The 14,229-nt window shown below is 59.5% G+C and carries 12 protein-coding genes; 3 read left to right on the forward strand and 9 right to left on the reverse strand.

The features are described 5' to 3' along the window. Positions 1–113: 113 nt before the first annotated feature. From DWQ09_14540 to DWQ09_14580, 9 genes are all read right to left on the reverse strand, one after another. Complete coding sequence (locus DWQ09_14540) at positions 114–377, reverse strand: hypothetical protein (GenBank protein KAA3626806.1); 264 nt, start codon at positions 375–377, stop codon at positions 114–116. 362 nt (positions 378–739) lie between these two features. Next, entirely contained in the window at positions 740–1,393 is a 654-nt protein-coding gene (locus tag DWQ09_14545; protein ID KAA3626807.1) for a hypothetical protein, read from the reverse strand. A gap of 270 nt (positions 1,394–1,663) precedes the next feature. Further along, positions 1,664–2,746, reverse strand: a complete 1,083-nt coding sequence (locus DWQ09_14550) for a Glu/Leu/Phe/Val dehydrogenase (protein ID KAA3626808.1) — start codon at positions 2,744–2,746, stop codon at positions 1,664–1,666. A gap of 18 nt (positions 2,747–2,764) precedes the next feature. Then, positions 2,765–6,286: an indolepyruvate ferredoxin oxidoreductase family protein gene (locus DWQ09_14555; protein ID KAA3626809.1), complete on the reverse strand. Its 3,522-nt coding sequence runs from the start codon at positions 6,284–6,286 to the stop codon at positions 2,765–2,767. A gap of 396 nt (positions 6,287–6,682) precedes the next feature. Then, positions 6,683–7,030: a YqcC family protein gene (locus DWQ09_14560; protein KAA3626810.1), complete on the reverse strand. Its 348-nt coding sequence runs from the start codon at positions 7,028–7,030 to the stop codon at positions 6,683–6,685. Between the two features lie 66 nt (positions 7,031–7,096). Further along, positions 7,097–7,288, reverse strand: a complete 192-nt coding sequence (locus DWQ09_14565; protein KAA3626920.1) for a hypothetical protein — start codon at positions 7,286–7,288, stop codon at positions 7,097–7,099. A gap of 144 nt (positions 7,289–7,432) precedes the next feature. Further along, positions 7,433–7,834, reverse strand: coding sequence for a DUF2917 domain-containing protein (locus DWQ09_14570; GenBank protein ID KAA3626811.1), 402 nt, complete (start codon positions 7,832–7,834; stop codon positions 7,433–7,435). 257 nt (positions 7,835–8,091) lie between these two features. Further along, positions 8,092–9,942: a PAS domain S-box protein gene (locus DWQ09_14575; GenBank protein KAA3626812.1), complete on the reverse strand. Its 1,851-nt coding sequence runs from the start codon at positions 9,940–9,942 to the stop codon at positions 8,092–8,094. Positions 9,943–10,056: 114 nt separating this feature from the next. Beyond that, the gene (locus tag DWQ09_14580; GenBank protein KAA3626813.1) at positions 10,057–10,698 is read right to left on the reverse strand and encodes a peptide-methionine (S)-S-oxide reductase MsrA; all 642 of its coding nucleotides are present in this window, start codon (positions 10,696–10,698) and stop codon (positions 10,057–10,059) included. A 398-nt stretch (positions 10,699–11,096) separates the two neighbouring features. Between DWQ09_14580 and DWQ09_14585 the strand changes: the two genes are divergently transcribed. Genes DWQ09_14585 through mgtE form a run of 3 tightly spaced genes read left to right on the forward strand, consistent with a single transcriptional unit; the run spans position 11,097 to position 14,075 of the window. Continuing rightward, positions 11,097–11,921: a hypothetical protein gene (locus DWQ09_14585; protein ID KAA3626814.1), complete on the forward strand. Its 825-nt coding sequence runs from the start codon at positions 11,097–11,099 to the stop codon at positions 11,919–11,921. A 1-nt stretch (position 11,922) separates the two neighbouring features. Next, positions 11,923–12,768 (forward strand): magnesium transporter, encoded by an 846-nt coding sequence (locus DWQ09_14590; protein ID KAA3626815.1) that lies wholly within the window; start codon positions 11,923–11,925, stop codon positions 12,766–12,768. After that, positions 12,768–14,075, forward strand: coding sequence for a magnesium transporter (gene mgtE, locus DWQ09_14595; protein KAA3626816.1), 1,308 nt, complete (start codon positions 12,768–12,770; stop codon positions 14,073–14,075). Before DWQ09_14590 ends, mgtE begins: the two co-directional genes overlap by 1 nt. Positions 14,076–14,229 lie beyond the last annotated feature (154 nt).

Raw genomic sequence — 14,229 nt, forward strand, 5'->3', positions numbered from 1 at the left:
CGCACAAAACAGCTAGAAAACGGCCCATGTTGAGCCGAATACTGCCTGCAAACGCTCCTTATGATGAAAAACACAAACATATTGAATCGGCCGTGCTGGTTTGCATCACTTATTCAGACGTTCCTTAAATCATACCTATCAGATGTATGAATTCTCGAAAACTCAACGAGCTTTTCAATGTCTACCATAAGAAGCTTGTCTATAGCGTAGTTTATTCTTTGCAATTGCGTACTATCTATAGCTCCAGTCGAAAAGGCTTTAAATGCTCTAGCAACTAATTTTGGCTTTGAAATATCATCCATTCTATCAAGCAGTAAAATTATGCTTTCACCAACATTTTGGCTATAGGCATCATCTTGCTCTAGTCGCTCAACCATTGATAGACGTTCAGCCAATGTAATTTCGGAAATACTCACGAGAAATTTTAGTAATTTCTTAGAAAAATAATAATTTTGAATATTTCCACCAGTTTTTACCAACCCTATTATGCTCGAAACAACAGGAATATCTTGAAATAATCCATCTTCGATAATTTTATCAAGCCCTACTTCAGCTATGTTTCCTGCAACATTAGATAGATCCGATTTTTTCAAAGTATCTGTAAGTGATACATCAATATCGTGATCTGGCATCTGATCTACCTCGTTTTACTTGAATAAACATCTAACGTCTTGGCTCACAGGCCGTAGGTCCCGTGCAGCAATTTGTAAGACGGCAATGTCCACACTGATAACAAGCGTCAATTATTTTCATCCTTGAACCCTATGTGCCAATGCGTTCCGTCACAGAACGGCTTGTTTTTTGATCCCCCGCAGCGGCAAAGCGTAAAGTGTTCCGTTGAAGCCCCTTCACCTAACGGTTGATCAACAAGCTCAATTCCTCCTGTAACTGCATATGGGCCATCCTTTGTGACCGTAACCATCGGCCCTCGATCATGATCTCGATGCTCAACATTATCGATTGTGTAACTAAGCGCTCCCGACGGGCATTTCTTTATTGTGTTGATAATATCCTCGGCTGTCGCACCACTGGGATCAACCCATGGCTCTTCATTCAATTTAAATACAGAACTGAGATTGTCTGTGCAGTGGCCAGCGTGGGCGCATATTCCACGGTTGTCGTGGATCGTAATCTGCTTGCCAACGTAGTTATCACGTTTGTTGTACACCCCATCTGTCAGTTTCTGATCGGTGAAGCCATTTTTACCATGAGTGCCATCACAGAAAGGTTTGTTATTTGAACCACCACAGCGGCATAACGCCACTCCGGTGATCGTAGCACAAGGGTCTCCGTTAGATTTTTGAATGTTTGGGATTACACGCGGCGTAAGATCATTTAGCAAATAATACGGCCCGTTCGGAAGGCAGGCGATTTTAGGTTTCTCTGTGCTCATTTCAATACCTCCATTCTGTTACTTGACGTCTAACGCCGAAGCTCACCGGCGGCAATGGAGCGCAGCGCAATTACCGTCCGGTGCAGCGCCTTGTATGGCTGGATTCGATAGTAGATAGCAAATCCCCGCCGATGGCCGAACAGGTCGATTAGGCGTAAACAGCTCTTTGGACCTGCCGGCGCCCGGGTAGCCGCATAAACGCGTTTTTTTTCTCCTTGAGGTCGTAACGATCTCCGGCTCTGCTCTCTTTTCCTTTTTCGGGACGCTGGTTTACGCCACCGCGCTGGCACTTGTTCCCTTCGCGATTCGCATGAAACGCCGTTCGGCAATGCGATCGGCAATCTCGGCGGTGGTCTTACCGGTTTCTCCGGCTTCAGCGAAGATCTCGCTCAGCGTGTCACCGATTTCTTCGAGCTTTACCATCTCCGCCACCTCGTCATCGCCATGTATCTCGAAATAGATGTCGATGATGCCGCCCGCGTTGATCACGTAATCGGGCGCATAGAGGATGCCCCGGCGGTGCAATTCCAGGGCGTGGCGATTCTCGTCCAACTGGTTATTGGCGGCGCCGGCGACGATGCGCGCCTTGAGTTGGGGCAAGGTGCGATCATTGATCACCGCACCCATCGCGCAGGGGGCGAATACGTCGACCTTCTGTGAGTGGATTTCGTCGAGCGGTACGGCCACAGCGCCGAATCGCTCCTGCGCTTCGTGCACGCGTGCCGCGACCGGGTCGCACACCCATAACCTGGCGCCTGCATTGTGCAGGCGTTCGGCGAGATGCATGCCGACGTGACCCAGGCCCTGAATGGCGACCTTCACGCCGTCGAGGTGGGTGCTGTTCAGGGCATGCAGCACGGCAGCGCGGATACCGACAAACACGCCGTACGCGGTCGACGGTGAAGGATCGCCGCTGCGCGGCCCGGCCGTGGTGCGTCGTTCGCGAAATCCGGCAACGTGCGCTGTCTCCTGGGCCATCCATTGAATATCCTTGACCCCTGTTCCCGAATCTTCCGCACCGATGTAGCGCCCACCCAGACTGTCGATAAAGCGCCCCATGGCCCGCATCAACGCTTCGCTCTTGCCGGTGAAGGGATCACCGATGATCACCGCCTTCCCGCCACCCAGCGGCAGCCCGGCCAGGGCCGATTTGTAGGTCATGCCCCGCGACAGACGCAACACATCGCGAAGCGCTTCCTCATCGCTCGCGTAGGGGTACATGCGACAGCCGCCCAGGGCAGGACCAAGCTTACGATTGTGGATGGCGATGATCGCCTTGAGAGAGGTGTCGCTGTCATTGCAAAAGACCACCTGCTCGTGGCCGTCGAAATCCTTGCTGCTGAATACACTCACTTCTCCTCCCCTCGCCGTTTACGCCGCTTCCGGCGACTGTTTCTCTTCCCGATAAGAGGAGAGCAATTCGCTGGCACGCTGTTTGACTTTCTCCCGGTTGCGCTCTTTCACCGGTCCGAACCCCCGTATGCCCATCGGCAATCCAGCCAACTCCACGGCGAGGGCGTGATTCTCGCGGCTGAGTTTCGGCAACAGCTGCTCCACCAGCGCTTCAAAATCGGCGATATCCTGGCGCTCGGCACGGCGCTCCGCGCTCCGGCCGAACAGGTCGAAGACCGTACCGCGCAGGACCTTGAACGGTGCAAGCCCGCGAAACAGCCGCATCATCCACGGCCCGTAGCTGCGTTTGCGGATCTCGCCGGTTTGCGGATCGGGTTGCGCCAGCAACGGCGGCGCCAGGTGAAACCGCAGCGAGTAATCGCCTTCGAACTCCTCCCGCACCTTGTCCATGAATGCCGGCTCACTGAAAAGGCGCGCGACCTCGTACTCATCCTTGTAGGCCAGCAGTTTGAAGTAGCTGCGCGCCACTGCCTCGGCAAGCAGTGTGGAGTGCAGCGGCGATTCGGCACGCTGCGTGCGCTTCACCAACGCCTGATAGCGCTGCGCATACGCTGCGTTCTGGTAGCGGGTGAGATAGTCCATGCGCTCGGCAAGCAACTCCTCCAGTGGCTGCGTCGGATGGATTGGTATGACCGCTTTGAGTTGGGCGAACGATTGCACCCTGGCGAGATCGTGCGCTGCGCGCCGACCCCAGAGCAGCGCCTTCCTGTTCATCTCCACCGCGACACCATTGAGCTCTATGGCTTGCAGCAGCGCCTCTTGCGATACCGGCACCAGACCCTTCTGCCAGGCGTAGCCGAGCAGGAAGAGATTGGTGGCGATGGTATCGCCCATGAGGCGCGTTGCCAGTGCGGCTGCGTCGAAGAAATCCGCCCGTCCTTCACCGACGGCATCGATGATCATCTTCTGCATGCGACGCAACGGGAATTCCCAGTCGGGATTACGCACGAAATCCGAGGTAGGGACCTCGGCGCAGTTGACGGCGGCGCGCGAGAGATCGCTGCGCATCTTGGCCAGCGCCTCGAAGCTGGCGGTTACCACCAGGTCGCCGCCAATCACTGCGTTGGCTTCGCCGGCGGCAATGCGCACGGCGTGGATATCGTCGGAACGATCGGCGATGCGCACATGCGAGTAGACGGCGCCGAATTTCTGCGCGAGCCCGGTCATATCCAGGGCGCTGACGCCCTTGCCATCGATATGCGCTGCCATGCCGATCAGTGCACCGATGGTGATGACGCCGGTGCCACCCACGCCGGTGATCAGTATGCCCCAGGGCTTCTCGGTGCTCGGCAGATCGGGTGCGGGGAGCTCGCCGAACTGGCTCTCATCGCCCCCCAGCGCCTTGCCCCTGCGCACATCGCCGCCCTCTATGGTCACGAACGAAGGACAGAAGCCGTTCAGGCATGAGTAATCTTTGTTGCAGGCGGATTGATCAATGGCGCGCTTGCGTCCCAGACCGGTCTCGACCGGCACCACGGAGAGGCAGTTGGATTTCTCCGAGCAGTCGCCGCAACCCTCGCACACCAGTTCGTTGATAAAGACCCGTCGCGCGGGATCGGGGAACTTGCCGCGCTTGCGGCGACGACGTTTTTCCGCCGCACAGGTCTGATCGTAGATGAGAATCGACACGCCGGAATATTCGCGCAACTCTTTCTGGATCGCGTCGAGCTCATCGCGATGGCGCATCGGTACACCGGGACCCAGATCCGCGGCACCGTAACTGCGCTCGGTACCATCGGTGACCACGACAAACTTCTCGATGCCTTCGCCTTGCAACTGCCGCACGATCCGCGGCACCGTCAAAGTGCCGTCGATGGGCTGACCGCCGGTCATCGCCACCGCATCGTTGTAGAGGATCTTGTAGGTGATCGGCACGTTAGCCGCCACCGCCTGGCGAATCGCCATTATCCCGGAGTGGAAATAGGTGCCGTCGCCGAGATTGGCAAAGATATGGCGCTCTTCGGTGAACGGCGCCTGCCCGACCCAGGCCACGCCTTCGCCACCCATGTGGCTGAAGGTGGAGGTGTTGCGATCCATCCAGTTCACCATGTAGTGACAGCCGATCCCGGCCACCGCGCGGCTCCCCTCGGGCACGCGGGTCGAGGTGTTGTGCGGGCAGCCGGAGCAGAAGTGGGGTGTGCGCTGGATCGACACCGGCACCTGCGCCAGTGATTGCTCCTTGGCTTCGAGAAAGGCCAGGCGTTCCTGAATGCGCGACGAGGTGAAGAAGCGCTCGATGCGCGCCGCGATCACGCGGGCGATCATCGACGGCGTGAGTTCACCGGCCGCCGGCAGCAGCCATTCGCCATGCCACACCTTGCCGTGATCGGTATGCTCGAAGGCCCACTCGCCCTTCTCGTCGAATTTGCCGACCACGCGCGGGCGCACATCCTCGCGCCAGTTGTAGAGCTCCTCCTTGAGCTGATACTCGATGAACTGGCGCTTCTCCTCGACGACCAGGATCTCCTCCAGGCCCTGCGCGAACTGACGCACGCCCTCGGAGTCCAGCGGCCACACCATGTTGACCTTGCACAGGCGGATACCAATCTCGGCGGCCAGCTTGTCGTCGATGCCCAGATCGTCGAAGGCCTGGCGCACGTCGAGGTAGGACTTGCCGCTGGCAATGATGCCGAGGCGCGGCTGCGGGCTGTCGATCACCACGCGGTTGAGCTGGTTGGCGCGACTGTAGGCCAGCGCGGCGTAGAGCTTGTTCTGCAGCAGGCGCCTCTCCTGGATCAGCGGCGGATCGGGCCAGCGTATGTTGAGTCCGCCTTCCGGCATGTCAAAATCTTCCGGCAGGAGGATCTGCAGCCGATGCGGATCGACATCCACGGAGGCGGAACTTTCCACGGTGTCGGCCAGCGCTTTGAACGCCACCCAGCAGCCCGAGTACCGCGACATCGCCCAGCCGTGCAGCCCGAGATCGAGATAATCCTGCACATTGGCCGGCGCCAACACCGGCATCATGACGGCTTTGAAGATATGATCGGTCTGGTGCGGCAGTGTCGAGGACTTGGCGGCATGATCATCGCCCGCCACCACCAGCACGCCGCCGTGGCGCGAAGTGCCCGCAGCGTTGGCGTGACGGAACACATCGCCGCAGCGATCCACTCCGGGGCCTTTGCCGTACCACATGGCGTAGATGCCATCGTGTTTGGCGCCGGGAAACATGTTGAGCTGCTGGCTGCCCCAGATGGCGGTGGCCGCAAGGTCTTCGTTCACCCCCGGCTGGAAGCGGATGTTGTTGCGCTCGAGGAAGGGTCTGGCCTCCCACAACGTTTTGTCGAGTCCGCCGAGCGGCGATCCGCGATAACCGGAGATAAAGCAGGCGGTGTTCAGGCCGGCAGCGACGTCGCGTTGATGCTGCATCATGGGCAATCGCACCAGCGCCTGAATGCCCGAAAGATAGATGCGCCCGACGTCTACGGAAAATTTGTCACTCAAAGAAACCTTGGCTTGCGGCATTACCGCGACCTCCATTCCAGTACCCATCGTCGATCGCCGCCGCAGCGGCGCGGAAACGTTGCTTTAGAAATGGACCGGTGTTACCGGCCGGCACATGCAAACGGCATGTCTATCAAGCGTAGCAATCGTGGCGGAAGGTGGAACGCGAAACGACTGGGTGAGGAACGGGCGCAAGGCCCCTGAAGCGGCAGGTGGCGTAGAGACATGTTCTTCTCCCCGGGGCAGGATCGCTGCCCACACTGTGGGTGTTGGAGTAACGAGGACGCGGTTCTTGTGGAACGTTGCCTGCCGCAATCCTAGCCGCCGTATCGGCATCGGTCACGTTGCAGTGCCGCAAAGCGGACAAGAAGCGGGCATCTGCGCGGAACGCCGCCTCGCGAACATTCAGCGGGTTGACGCGGTGTCAGGGCCCTACGGAGAACCCGTGTCATCCGGCGATTGAGAAATCGCCCGATCGAAGCGTTTGATCGACTTGAGCAACGCGGCGCTGTCGAAATCGAGGTCGGCGAATACATGCTCGGCCAAGGGGTGGATATCGCTCCGGGTCGGCAAAGGCAGGCCGTTGGTGATCGTCTTGCGCACGCGCACCAGAAAAATCCACTGCAACCATTGGGTGAAAGTCAGCGTATCGAAGCAGAACGGCTGTTCGCTCAGCAGTGCCTCAGGTGCGGGGGTATGCAATTCCCACAACTCCAGGCGTCGCAACTCGCCCTCGATGGCATCGGTAATCTGCAAAATTATCTCTTCCCGATGGCGCAACGGTTTCTCCGGGCGCACTTGCAATAGTGTTGAAAAGCGCGAAGCGTGCGCGCGGGAGACCGCCGACTACGACTCGCCGGGTTTATCGCGTGGCTTGGATCGGTCCTCTTCACGCTGCCGGGAAGGTGTGTTTTTTTCGGGGTCACTAAAGGTGAACCGACCGTAGAGGATACAGCCCTTCATGCCGGGATCGCAGGGTTTGCCCTCGACACGCATACAGTTACCCCGAAGTTCATGCGGACATCCCCAACCACTCATCTCATCGCCCTTGCCGGAATCGACCGTTGAATTACTGATCTCCTGCACATTACCGGTTTAACCGGCTCGTGGGAAGCCAGCGGGGTACGGCGCAGGTGCACCCTGATTGTCGCCCCGCTGCCGGATGTCGCATCCCGACGAGGTCTAATACCCCAACCGTGTCATCGGCATCAGCCAATGGACGACGCTTCCCCGTATTTGCGTCGCCAACGCACCCAGTCGTTGCATCAGTGATGCTCGAAACTCGTTGCGTTCACCAGTCCGCAGAAGTACGACTTGCGGGCCGTGCACCTGAGCATTTGTCCCGCTGAGGCGCACCTGGCTCGATTGACGCGTGGAGATGACCGCTACGCCGCAACGGTCGAGATGGAACGACTCACCCGCCTCGATCAGGATATCGCGGGTGTCGTGATGCTGTGTGATCCAAACGGAGCCGCTCGCTACCGAAACCGTGGTGCCGTTGCCGTCCTTTACTTCCAGAAGCTCGCCGCGATCGAGGGGGTGTATAGAGGTCGCTAGCGTGCAGTCGATTGCCTTGGCGTTCATGGTCTGGCTCCTTAAGGGTCGATGCGTTTGAGGGTTTCACTGCGCGGTTCAGCGCGTTTAGCTCTACAGTGCAGGCCTTGTGCCAGATTACCCGGAACAGTTGTGATCGATTGTTAACTCGCTGTATTTAATGAAGTTAGTAGTCACCAAGAGCATACCCGGATGCAGCGCCATCCCCCACCAGGCCGCCTGATACCGTGGAACCACCGTATTTGGTGGCCCGCTTCCACCGTATTTGGCAGTTGATGCTTTCTGGATTACTCATGCTTGTGAATACCCAGCCTGCGCATGCGACCCCGCAGCGTACTGGGTTTGAGGCCGAGTTTGAGCGCGGCTCCCTGTGTCCCCTCAATCACTCCATGAGTCGTTTTCAGTACCCGGCGAATGTGTTCGCGCTCCACCTGTTCCAGCGACTGCATCGCCGCGATGCTCTCCACACCGTCGGCGGTTGGCGCCGGCGGCGCGTCGATGAACTCAGCGTCGGTCAGCTTTGTCCCTGTGGCGAGGATAGCGGCACGCTCGATGGCGTTCTCCAGTTCACGGATATTTCCCGGCCAGTCATAGCGTAGGGCACGTTCGAGAAAATCGGCATCGACCCCCGTCAGCGCCTTGCCCGTCTTTTTCGCCGCACCGGCCACAAAGTGCTGAATCAGCAGCGCGATATCCTCGCGTCTTTCGCGCAGCGGCGGAATGCGCAATGGAAAGACGTTGAGACGGTAGTAGAGGTCGGAGCGGAACTCCCCGAGTTGGACCAGACCCTGCAGATCACGATTGGTGGCGGTAATCAACCGCACATCGGTGCGCAGCGTGCGATCGCCCCCCACACGCTCGAACTCCTGTTCCTGAAGTACGCGCAGCAGTTTGACCTGGAGTTCCAGAGGTAACTCGCCTACCTCGTCGAGAAACAGCGTGCCGCCATCGGCCAGTTCGAAGCGGCCCCGACGCAACTGCGTTGCTCCGGTGAACGCTCCCTTTTCGTGCCCGAAGAGTTCGCTTTCGACCAGATCACGCGGCAGCGCCGCGCAGTTGACCTTAACCAACGGCTTGTCGCGTCGGCGGCTCAGTTCGTGGATGGCGCGCGCGACGAGTTCTTTACCGGTACCCGTTTCTCCGAGAATAAGCACTGTCGAATCGGTCTCCGCGACCAGTTCCATCTGCGCGGTCAGTTGCTTGAGCACGGGCGACCGCCCGATGATCTCGCCGAAACGATGCTCGCTGCGAATCTCGTCTACGAGATATTCGATGGTCGCCTGCGAGCGTCGGTGCGCTTCGATCTCGGCGCGCAGCCGTTGATTCTGCTCCTCCAGCGCGTCTCTTGCCCGGCCAAGCTCGAGTTCAGCCTGTTTGAGTTCGGTGATGTCGCCGGTTGAACCGATGATGCGGCACGCGCGACCCGAACCGTCCCGTAGTGCCAACCCATGCTGCCGTGCCCAGCGCCAACTTCCATCCTGGGCCCGATAACGGAAGTCACACTCGAAGCGCCCGGTTTCGCCTTTAACATGGGCAACGTAGGCTGCGCGAAAGATGGGAAAATCATCAGGATGGATACGACTGCCCCAGTCGTTCGCGGTTCGCAGCTGTTCCGGTGCAAGTCCCAGGGCTTCGCGTACGCGGGTGGAGTAGTAGACAGTGTCATCGCCAAGATCCCAGTCGTAGACGCCTTCGTTGATCGCCCGCATCGCGAAATCGTACCGCTCTTCACTTTGCAGCAGCGCCTGCCTGGCGTTATACGCTTCGGAAATATCTTCGCAGATCTGCAGTACACCAAGTTCCGCGAGCGGTTGCAGCACAATGCGCAGCGCGCTTCCTGCACCAAGCTGCTGCTCGCTGACCACGGCTTCGTTGGCTCGACATCGGGCGAGCTGTTCGTCAATCAACGCCTCCACGTCGCTCGTACCGTAGTCGCCCCGCTCGGCGCGAAAACGAACCAACGATTGCAACGGCGCGCGCAGGGTCAGCACTTCCGCGGGTAGGGCCAGCAACTGCGCATAAGCATCGTTCCAGGCCAACAGGCGCAACCGCGCATCGAACCAGGCATACCCCTTCCCCAGCCGGTCCAGCGTTGCGCACAACCGATTGACCACACCAGCCCCCACAGGTGAGTTCATTCGTTGATGCCCCCCGTACGTTCACCCCGCCACACGCGACATACCGCTCATCGCTTGCGGCGAATTGCACAGCGGCCGCATTGCGCGGTCTGCGATTTGTGATGATCCGTATCGTTAATCCGGGAACGCGACCCCCGTACCGCCCAGCCCGCAGTAGCCACCAGGATTCTTTGCAAGATACTGCTGATGATATGTCTCCGCGTAGTAAAACTCGGGCGCGTGGCGAATCTCGGTAGTGATCCCGTCGCGACCACTGCGGGTCAACGCCTGCTGATACGAATCGCGGGAAGCTTCAGCCGCCAGGCGCTGCGCTTCGCTGACACAGTAGATGCCGGAACGGTATTGGGTGCCGACATCGTTTCCCTGACGCATCCCCTGGGTCGGATTGTGCGCCTGCCAGAACACCGCCAGCAATTGTTCGTAAGTGATCGTTTTCGGATCGAACACCACGCGCACCACCTCGTTGTGACCGGTCTCACCCGAGCAGACCTCTTCGTAAGTTGGATTCGGCGTGTAGCCACCCGCATAGCCGACAGCGGTCGCGTAGACACCCGGCGTCTCCCAGAACTTGCGCTCCGCGCCCCAGAAACAGCCCAAGCCGAACAACGCCAGTTCCATCCCCTCGGGAAACGGCGGCACGATGCGGTGATTGTTGACATAGTGGCGTTCCGCGACCGGCATCGCTGTCATACGCCCGGGCAACGCCTGTTCCGGCGTCGGCAAGGCGGCCTTCTTGTGTGCGTGAAACAGATTCATAAATACCTCGCGGATTCCAGCCCGGATCTTCCCAGCTATCGGTCTCGAGGGTCGGTTATCGAGCCTGCTGACTTAGTTGACCGTCGGTCAGCACCATTGGTTCAAGCGCAAAAGCCTTCCCGATCGCTCAGCAACCACCGTCCATAGTCTTGCGGCAACAAAACAGACGCCTATGGATAGGAGTCTAGAACAAGCGGCGGGAATCTGCGTCGCGGTGCGCGGACCACAGAGACTCTTCCGGGGCCATTCTGCCGTTGCGGGTGTCGGGAAGACGCAAACGCCATGACCTGCCGGGCGCACTGTTGAATCGCACACCGCGCTTCAGCATCCAGCCTTGGCGGTTGAAAGGGAATCATCTAACCTTGAACCCATCTCACGAGGCGAGGGTAGTCCGCGCTATGGATGACATCAGCACTTCCATCACCGAGGCGCTCTCGCTGGTTGGCGCGCGCATTGTCGAATATCTGCCGAACATTCTGGGTGCCACGCTGCTGCTGCTGGCGGGGTGGCTGGCGGCGTGGCTGCTGTCGCGCGCCACGGATCACATCACCCGGCGCGCCGCCGAAAGCCTCGCGCACGCCCGCCAGATGCCCGCTTCGGTGCGCCGACTGCGCTCCTATCGCAGCATGCCGACGATCGGTGCACGGCTGGTATTCTGGATCGTGATGCTGTTCTTCGCTGCAGCCGCGGTCGAAGCGCTCGGGTTGCCCGCCGTTTCCAATGTGGTCAGCTGGTTGACCGCCTACCTTCCCCGCATGCTGATTGCAGCGCTGATCGTCGTATTGGGTTTCTGGGCCGGCCAGGCGGTGCGCGAGATCATCATCGCCGCAACCGAACAAACACGGATCAGCCGCGGTCTCCTGCTGGCCCGTCTGGCACAATCGACATTAGTGGCCATCGCCACCGTTATCGCTGCCGAACAGGTGGGCATCGATACCACCGTGCTCATCACCCTGGTGGTCATTCTGGTGGGCACCACGCTCGGCGCCATGGCGCTGGCGTTCGCGCTGGGCGCAGCAGGCACAGTGGCGAACATCATCGCTGCACACTATGTGCATCAGACGCATCGCGTGGGTGAGCAGGTCAGAATTGGCGACGCCGAGGGCACGATCACCGAAATCGGCCGAACTGCCGTGGTGCTGGACAGCGCAGGAGAAAAGTTCATCATTCCGGCGCGGCGCTTCACCGAAGAGACCAGCACAATACGACAGAAATCCGGCTGACATGAGCATCGTCGCGAAACTCACCAACCTCTACATGGAACGCCATCCCAGAGAGGCCGCTCGTGTGATGAGTGGCCTCCCCGTCGCGGAGGCGACGGAACTTCTGCGTAACACGCCGCCCAGCGCCGCGGCAGCCACGCTGCGACAACTTCCCTCTTTCTGGAACGCCGGCATGCTGGCGGAGCTGCCATCCAAAACCTCAATACCCATCTTGCTGCAGCTTCCGTTGGTCACCCAGGTTTCGATTCTGAGGCAGATGACACCGCCGCGGCGCGAAGAGTTGCTCAAGACGCTGCCGCAGGAAAACAGTGAGCCGCTGCAGCGTTTACTTCCCTACTCCAGCGGCAGCGCAGGCGCGCTGATCGATCCCCATGTTTTCACTGTCGTCGAGGAGGCGACGGTGCAGGAGGTGCTCAGCCAGGCCAAACACGGCCACCCGAGCCTGCGTTATTACCTCTACATGGTGGACCGCAATCACCGGTTGATCGGAGTGCTCACCTTGCGCCAACTCATGCAGGCTGATCCCAAGCAGGCGATCACCGAGCTCGCTGCACCGACGGTACACACCATCAACGCCGCGGCCCGTGAACGCGACATCGTCAACAACCCGCATTGGCGCCACTTTCACATGATGCCGGTAGTGGATGACGACAACACCCTGCTCGGCATCATCCGTTACGAAACGCTGCGCGAAACCGAGCAGGCTCTGCACGCCCGCGACGAGGAGGACACAGCACTGGCCACGCTGCTCTCGCTGGGTGAACTTTACTGGACCGGGTTGGCCGGGATTTTTCGTGGTATCGGAGCGGACGATGCCCTGGCCCGCAAATCAACGAAGGACGGCTGATGAACGCTCAATCGCCAACCGAACAGATGTTCATGGCCAGCACTTACGTCAGGCAGTTTCCGGCGGAAGCAGCCGAGCAGCTGGAGAGTGTCGCCGTCAAGGAAGTGGTGGCTTTCGTAAGGCGTCTGAATCTGGAAAGCATCATCGAGTTGCTGACCCGCCTGTCTCTCGCTCTGGGTGCACGATGTATCGTGGACCTCCCCGTCACGACCCGCCTGCGGGTAGCCGAAGCACTGGACCCTGGCCGCCTGGCGGCCTTGCTCAGCCATCTCAAGGAGGCCGAGAGAACGCGGTTGCTCGAATCACTGCCAACGGGATTGCGCAACGAAATCAATGAACTCATGACCTATCCCGAGGGGTCTGCCGGAACCCTGATGGAGCACCGTTTCGTCACCGTCGGACCGGATACGCTCGCGAGCGATGCGCTGCGCAGATTGCGTCGCGCCGGAGGCAGCCGTGGCAACTGTATCCTGGTTGTCAACGCAGCCGGACAACTGCTCGGCCTGATCACCACCAGCGCATTGGTATTTGCGAAAAGTCGGCAAAAGGTTGAAGAATTGCTCGGCGCGGCGACTCCCAGCATCCACGTGCTCGAACCGCGCGAAGAGGTGGTTGAAATGATCTCCCGCCACCACCTGAGCCGACTTCCTGTCATCGACACCCACGGCTGCCCGGTGGGCATCATCCACCAGGAAGCGCTCGTCAAGGCCGCGCAGGACGAGGCACTGGCCGATCTGCAAACCATGGTCGGTGCCGGCAGAGAGGAGCGTGCACTATCGAGCCCCCTGTTCGCCGTCAGCAAGCGTCTGCCATGGCTGAACATCAACCTGCTCACCGCATTTCTGGCCGCCGCGGTTGTCGGCTTGTTTGAGAACACCATTGCTCAGTTCACTGCGCTGGCCGTATTGCTGCCCGTGGTCGCCGGCCAGTCGGGCAATACCGGGGCACAGGCACTGGCTGTGGTCATGCGCGGTCTGGCATTGCGCGAGATCCGGCTGCGTCACGCCTGGCAGGTGATGAGCAAAGAAGGTTTAGCCGGAGCGATCAACGGCGTAGCGATCGCCATCGTTACCGCCATCGGCGTCTACCTGTGGTCACAATCCGGCGGCCTGGCACTGGTGATCGGCGTTGCCATGGTGATCTCGATGTCCCTGGCCGGCCTGGCGGGTGCCGCCATCCCCCTGGTGCTTACCCGTCTGGGTCAGGATCCCGCCCAATCGGCATCCATCATTCTCACCACGGTTACCGATGTCGTGGGTTTCTTCAGTTTTCTGGCACTGGCCACCGTACTGTCTGGAATTCTGTAGGTCGGGCGTCCGTATCGTGCAATTTTCAGCAACTGTACTCGCGCTCGGGGGATCGCCCTTACGGCTATACTCTATCGGTGTGCGATGCGCGAGCGAGCAGGCCAACCCCTCGGTGGTATTGCCTCAGACGCTCGCTACCGGTGCCATGGCAGCA

This window comes from Pseudomonadota bacterium, assembly GCA_008501635.1.
GTDB lineage: Bacteria > Pseudomonadota > Gammaproteobacteria > QQUJ01 > QQUJ01 > QQUJ01.

Bases quoted from the DNA above. Each gene is read 5' to 3' on its own strand.
- DWQ09_14580 (KAA3626813.1), bottom strand. From the start codon at position 10,698: ATGAATCTGTTTCACGCACACAAGAAGGCCGCCTTGCCGACGCCGGAA.
- DWQ09_14575 (KAA3626812.1), bottom strand. From the start codon at position 9,942: ATGAACTCACCTGTGGGGGCTGGTGTGGTCAATCGGTTGTGCGCAACG.
- DWQ09_14545 (KAA3626807.1), bottom strand. From the start codon at position 1,393: ATGAGCACAGAGAAACCTAAAATCGCCTGCCTTCCGAACGGGCCGTAT.
- DWQ09_14540 (KAA3626806.1), bottom strand. From the start codon at position 377: ATGGTTGAGCGACTAGAGCAAGATGATGCCTATAGCCAAAATGTTGGT.
- DWQ09_14585 (KAA3626814.1), top strand. From the start codon at position 11,097: ATGGATGACATCAGCACTTCCATCACCGAGGCGCTCTCGCTGGTTGGC.
- DWQ09_14570 (KAA3626811.1), bottom strand. From the start codon at position 7,834: ATGAACGCCAAGGCAATCGACTGCACGCTAGCGACCTCTATACACCCC.
- DWQ09_14565 (KAA3626920.1), bottom strand. From the start codon at position 7,288: ATGAGTGGTTGGGGATGTCCGCATGAACTTCGGGGTAACTGTATGCGT.
- mgtE (KAA3626816.1), top strand. From the start codon at position 12,768: ATGAACGCTCAATCGCCAACCGAACAGATGTTCATGGCCAGCACTTAC.
- DWQ09_14590 (KAA3626815.1), top strand. From the start codon at position 11,923: ATGAGCATCGTCGCGAAACTCACCAACCTCTACATGGAACGCCATCCC.
- DWQ09_14555 (KAA3626809.1), bottom strand. From the start codon at position 6,286: ATGGAGGTCGCGGTAATGCCGCAAGCCAAGGTTTCTTTGAGTGACAAA.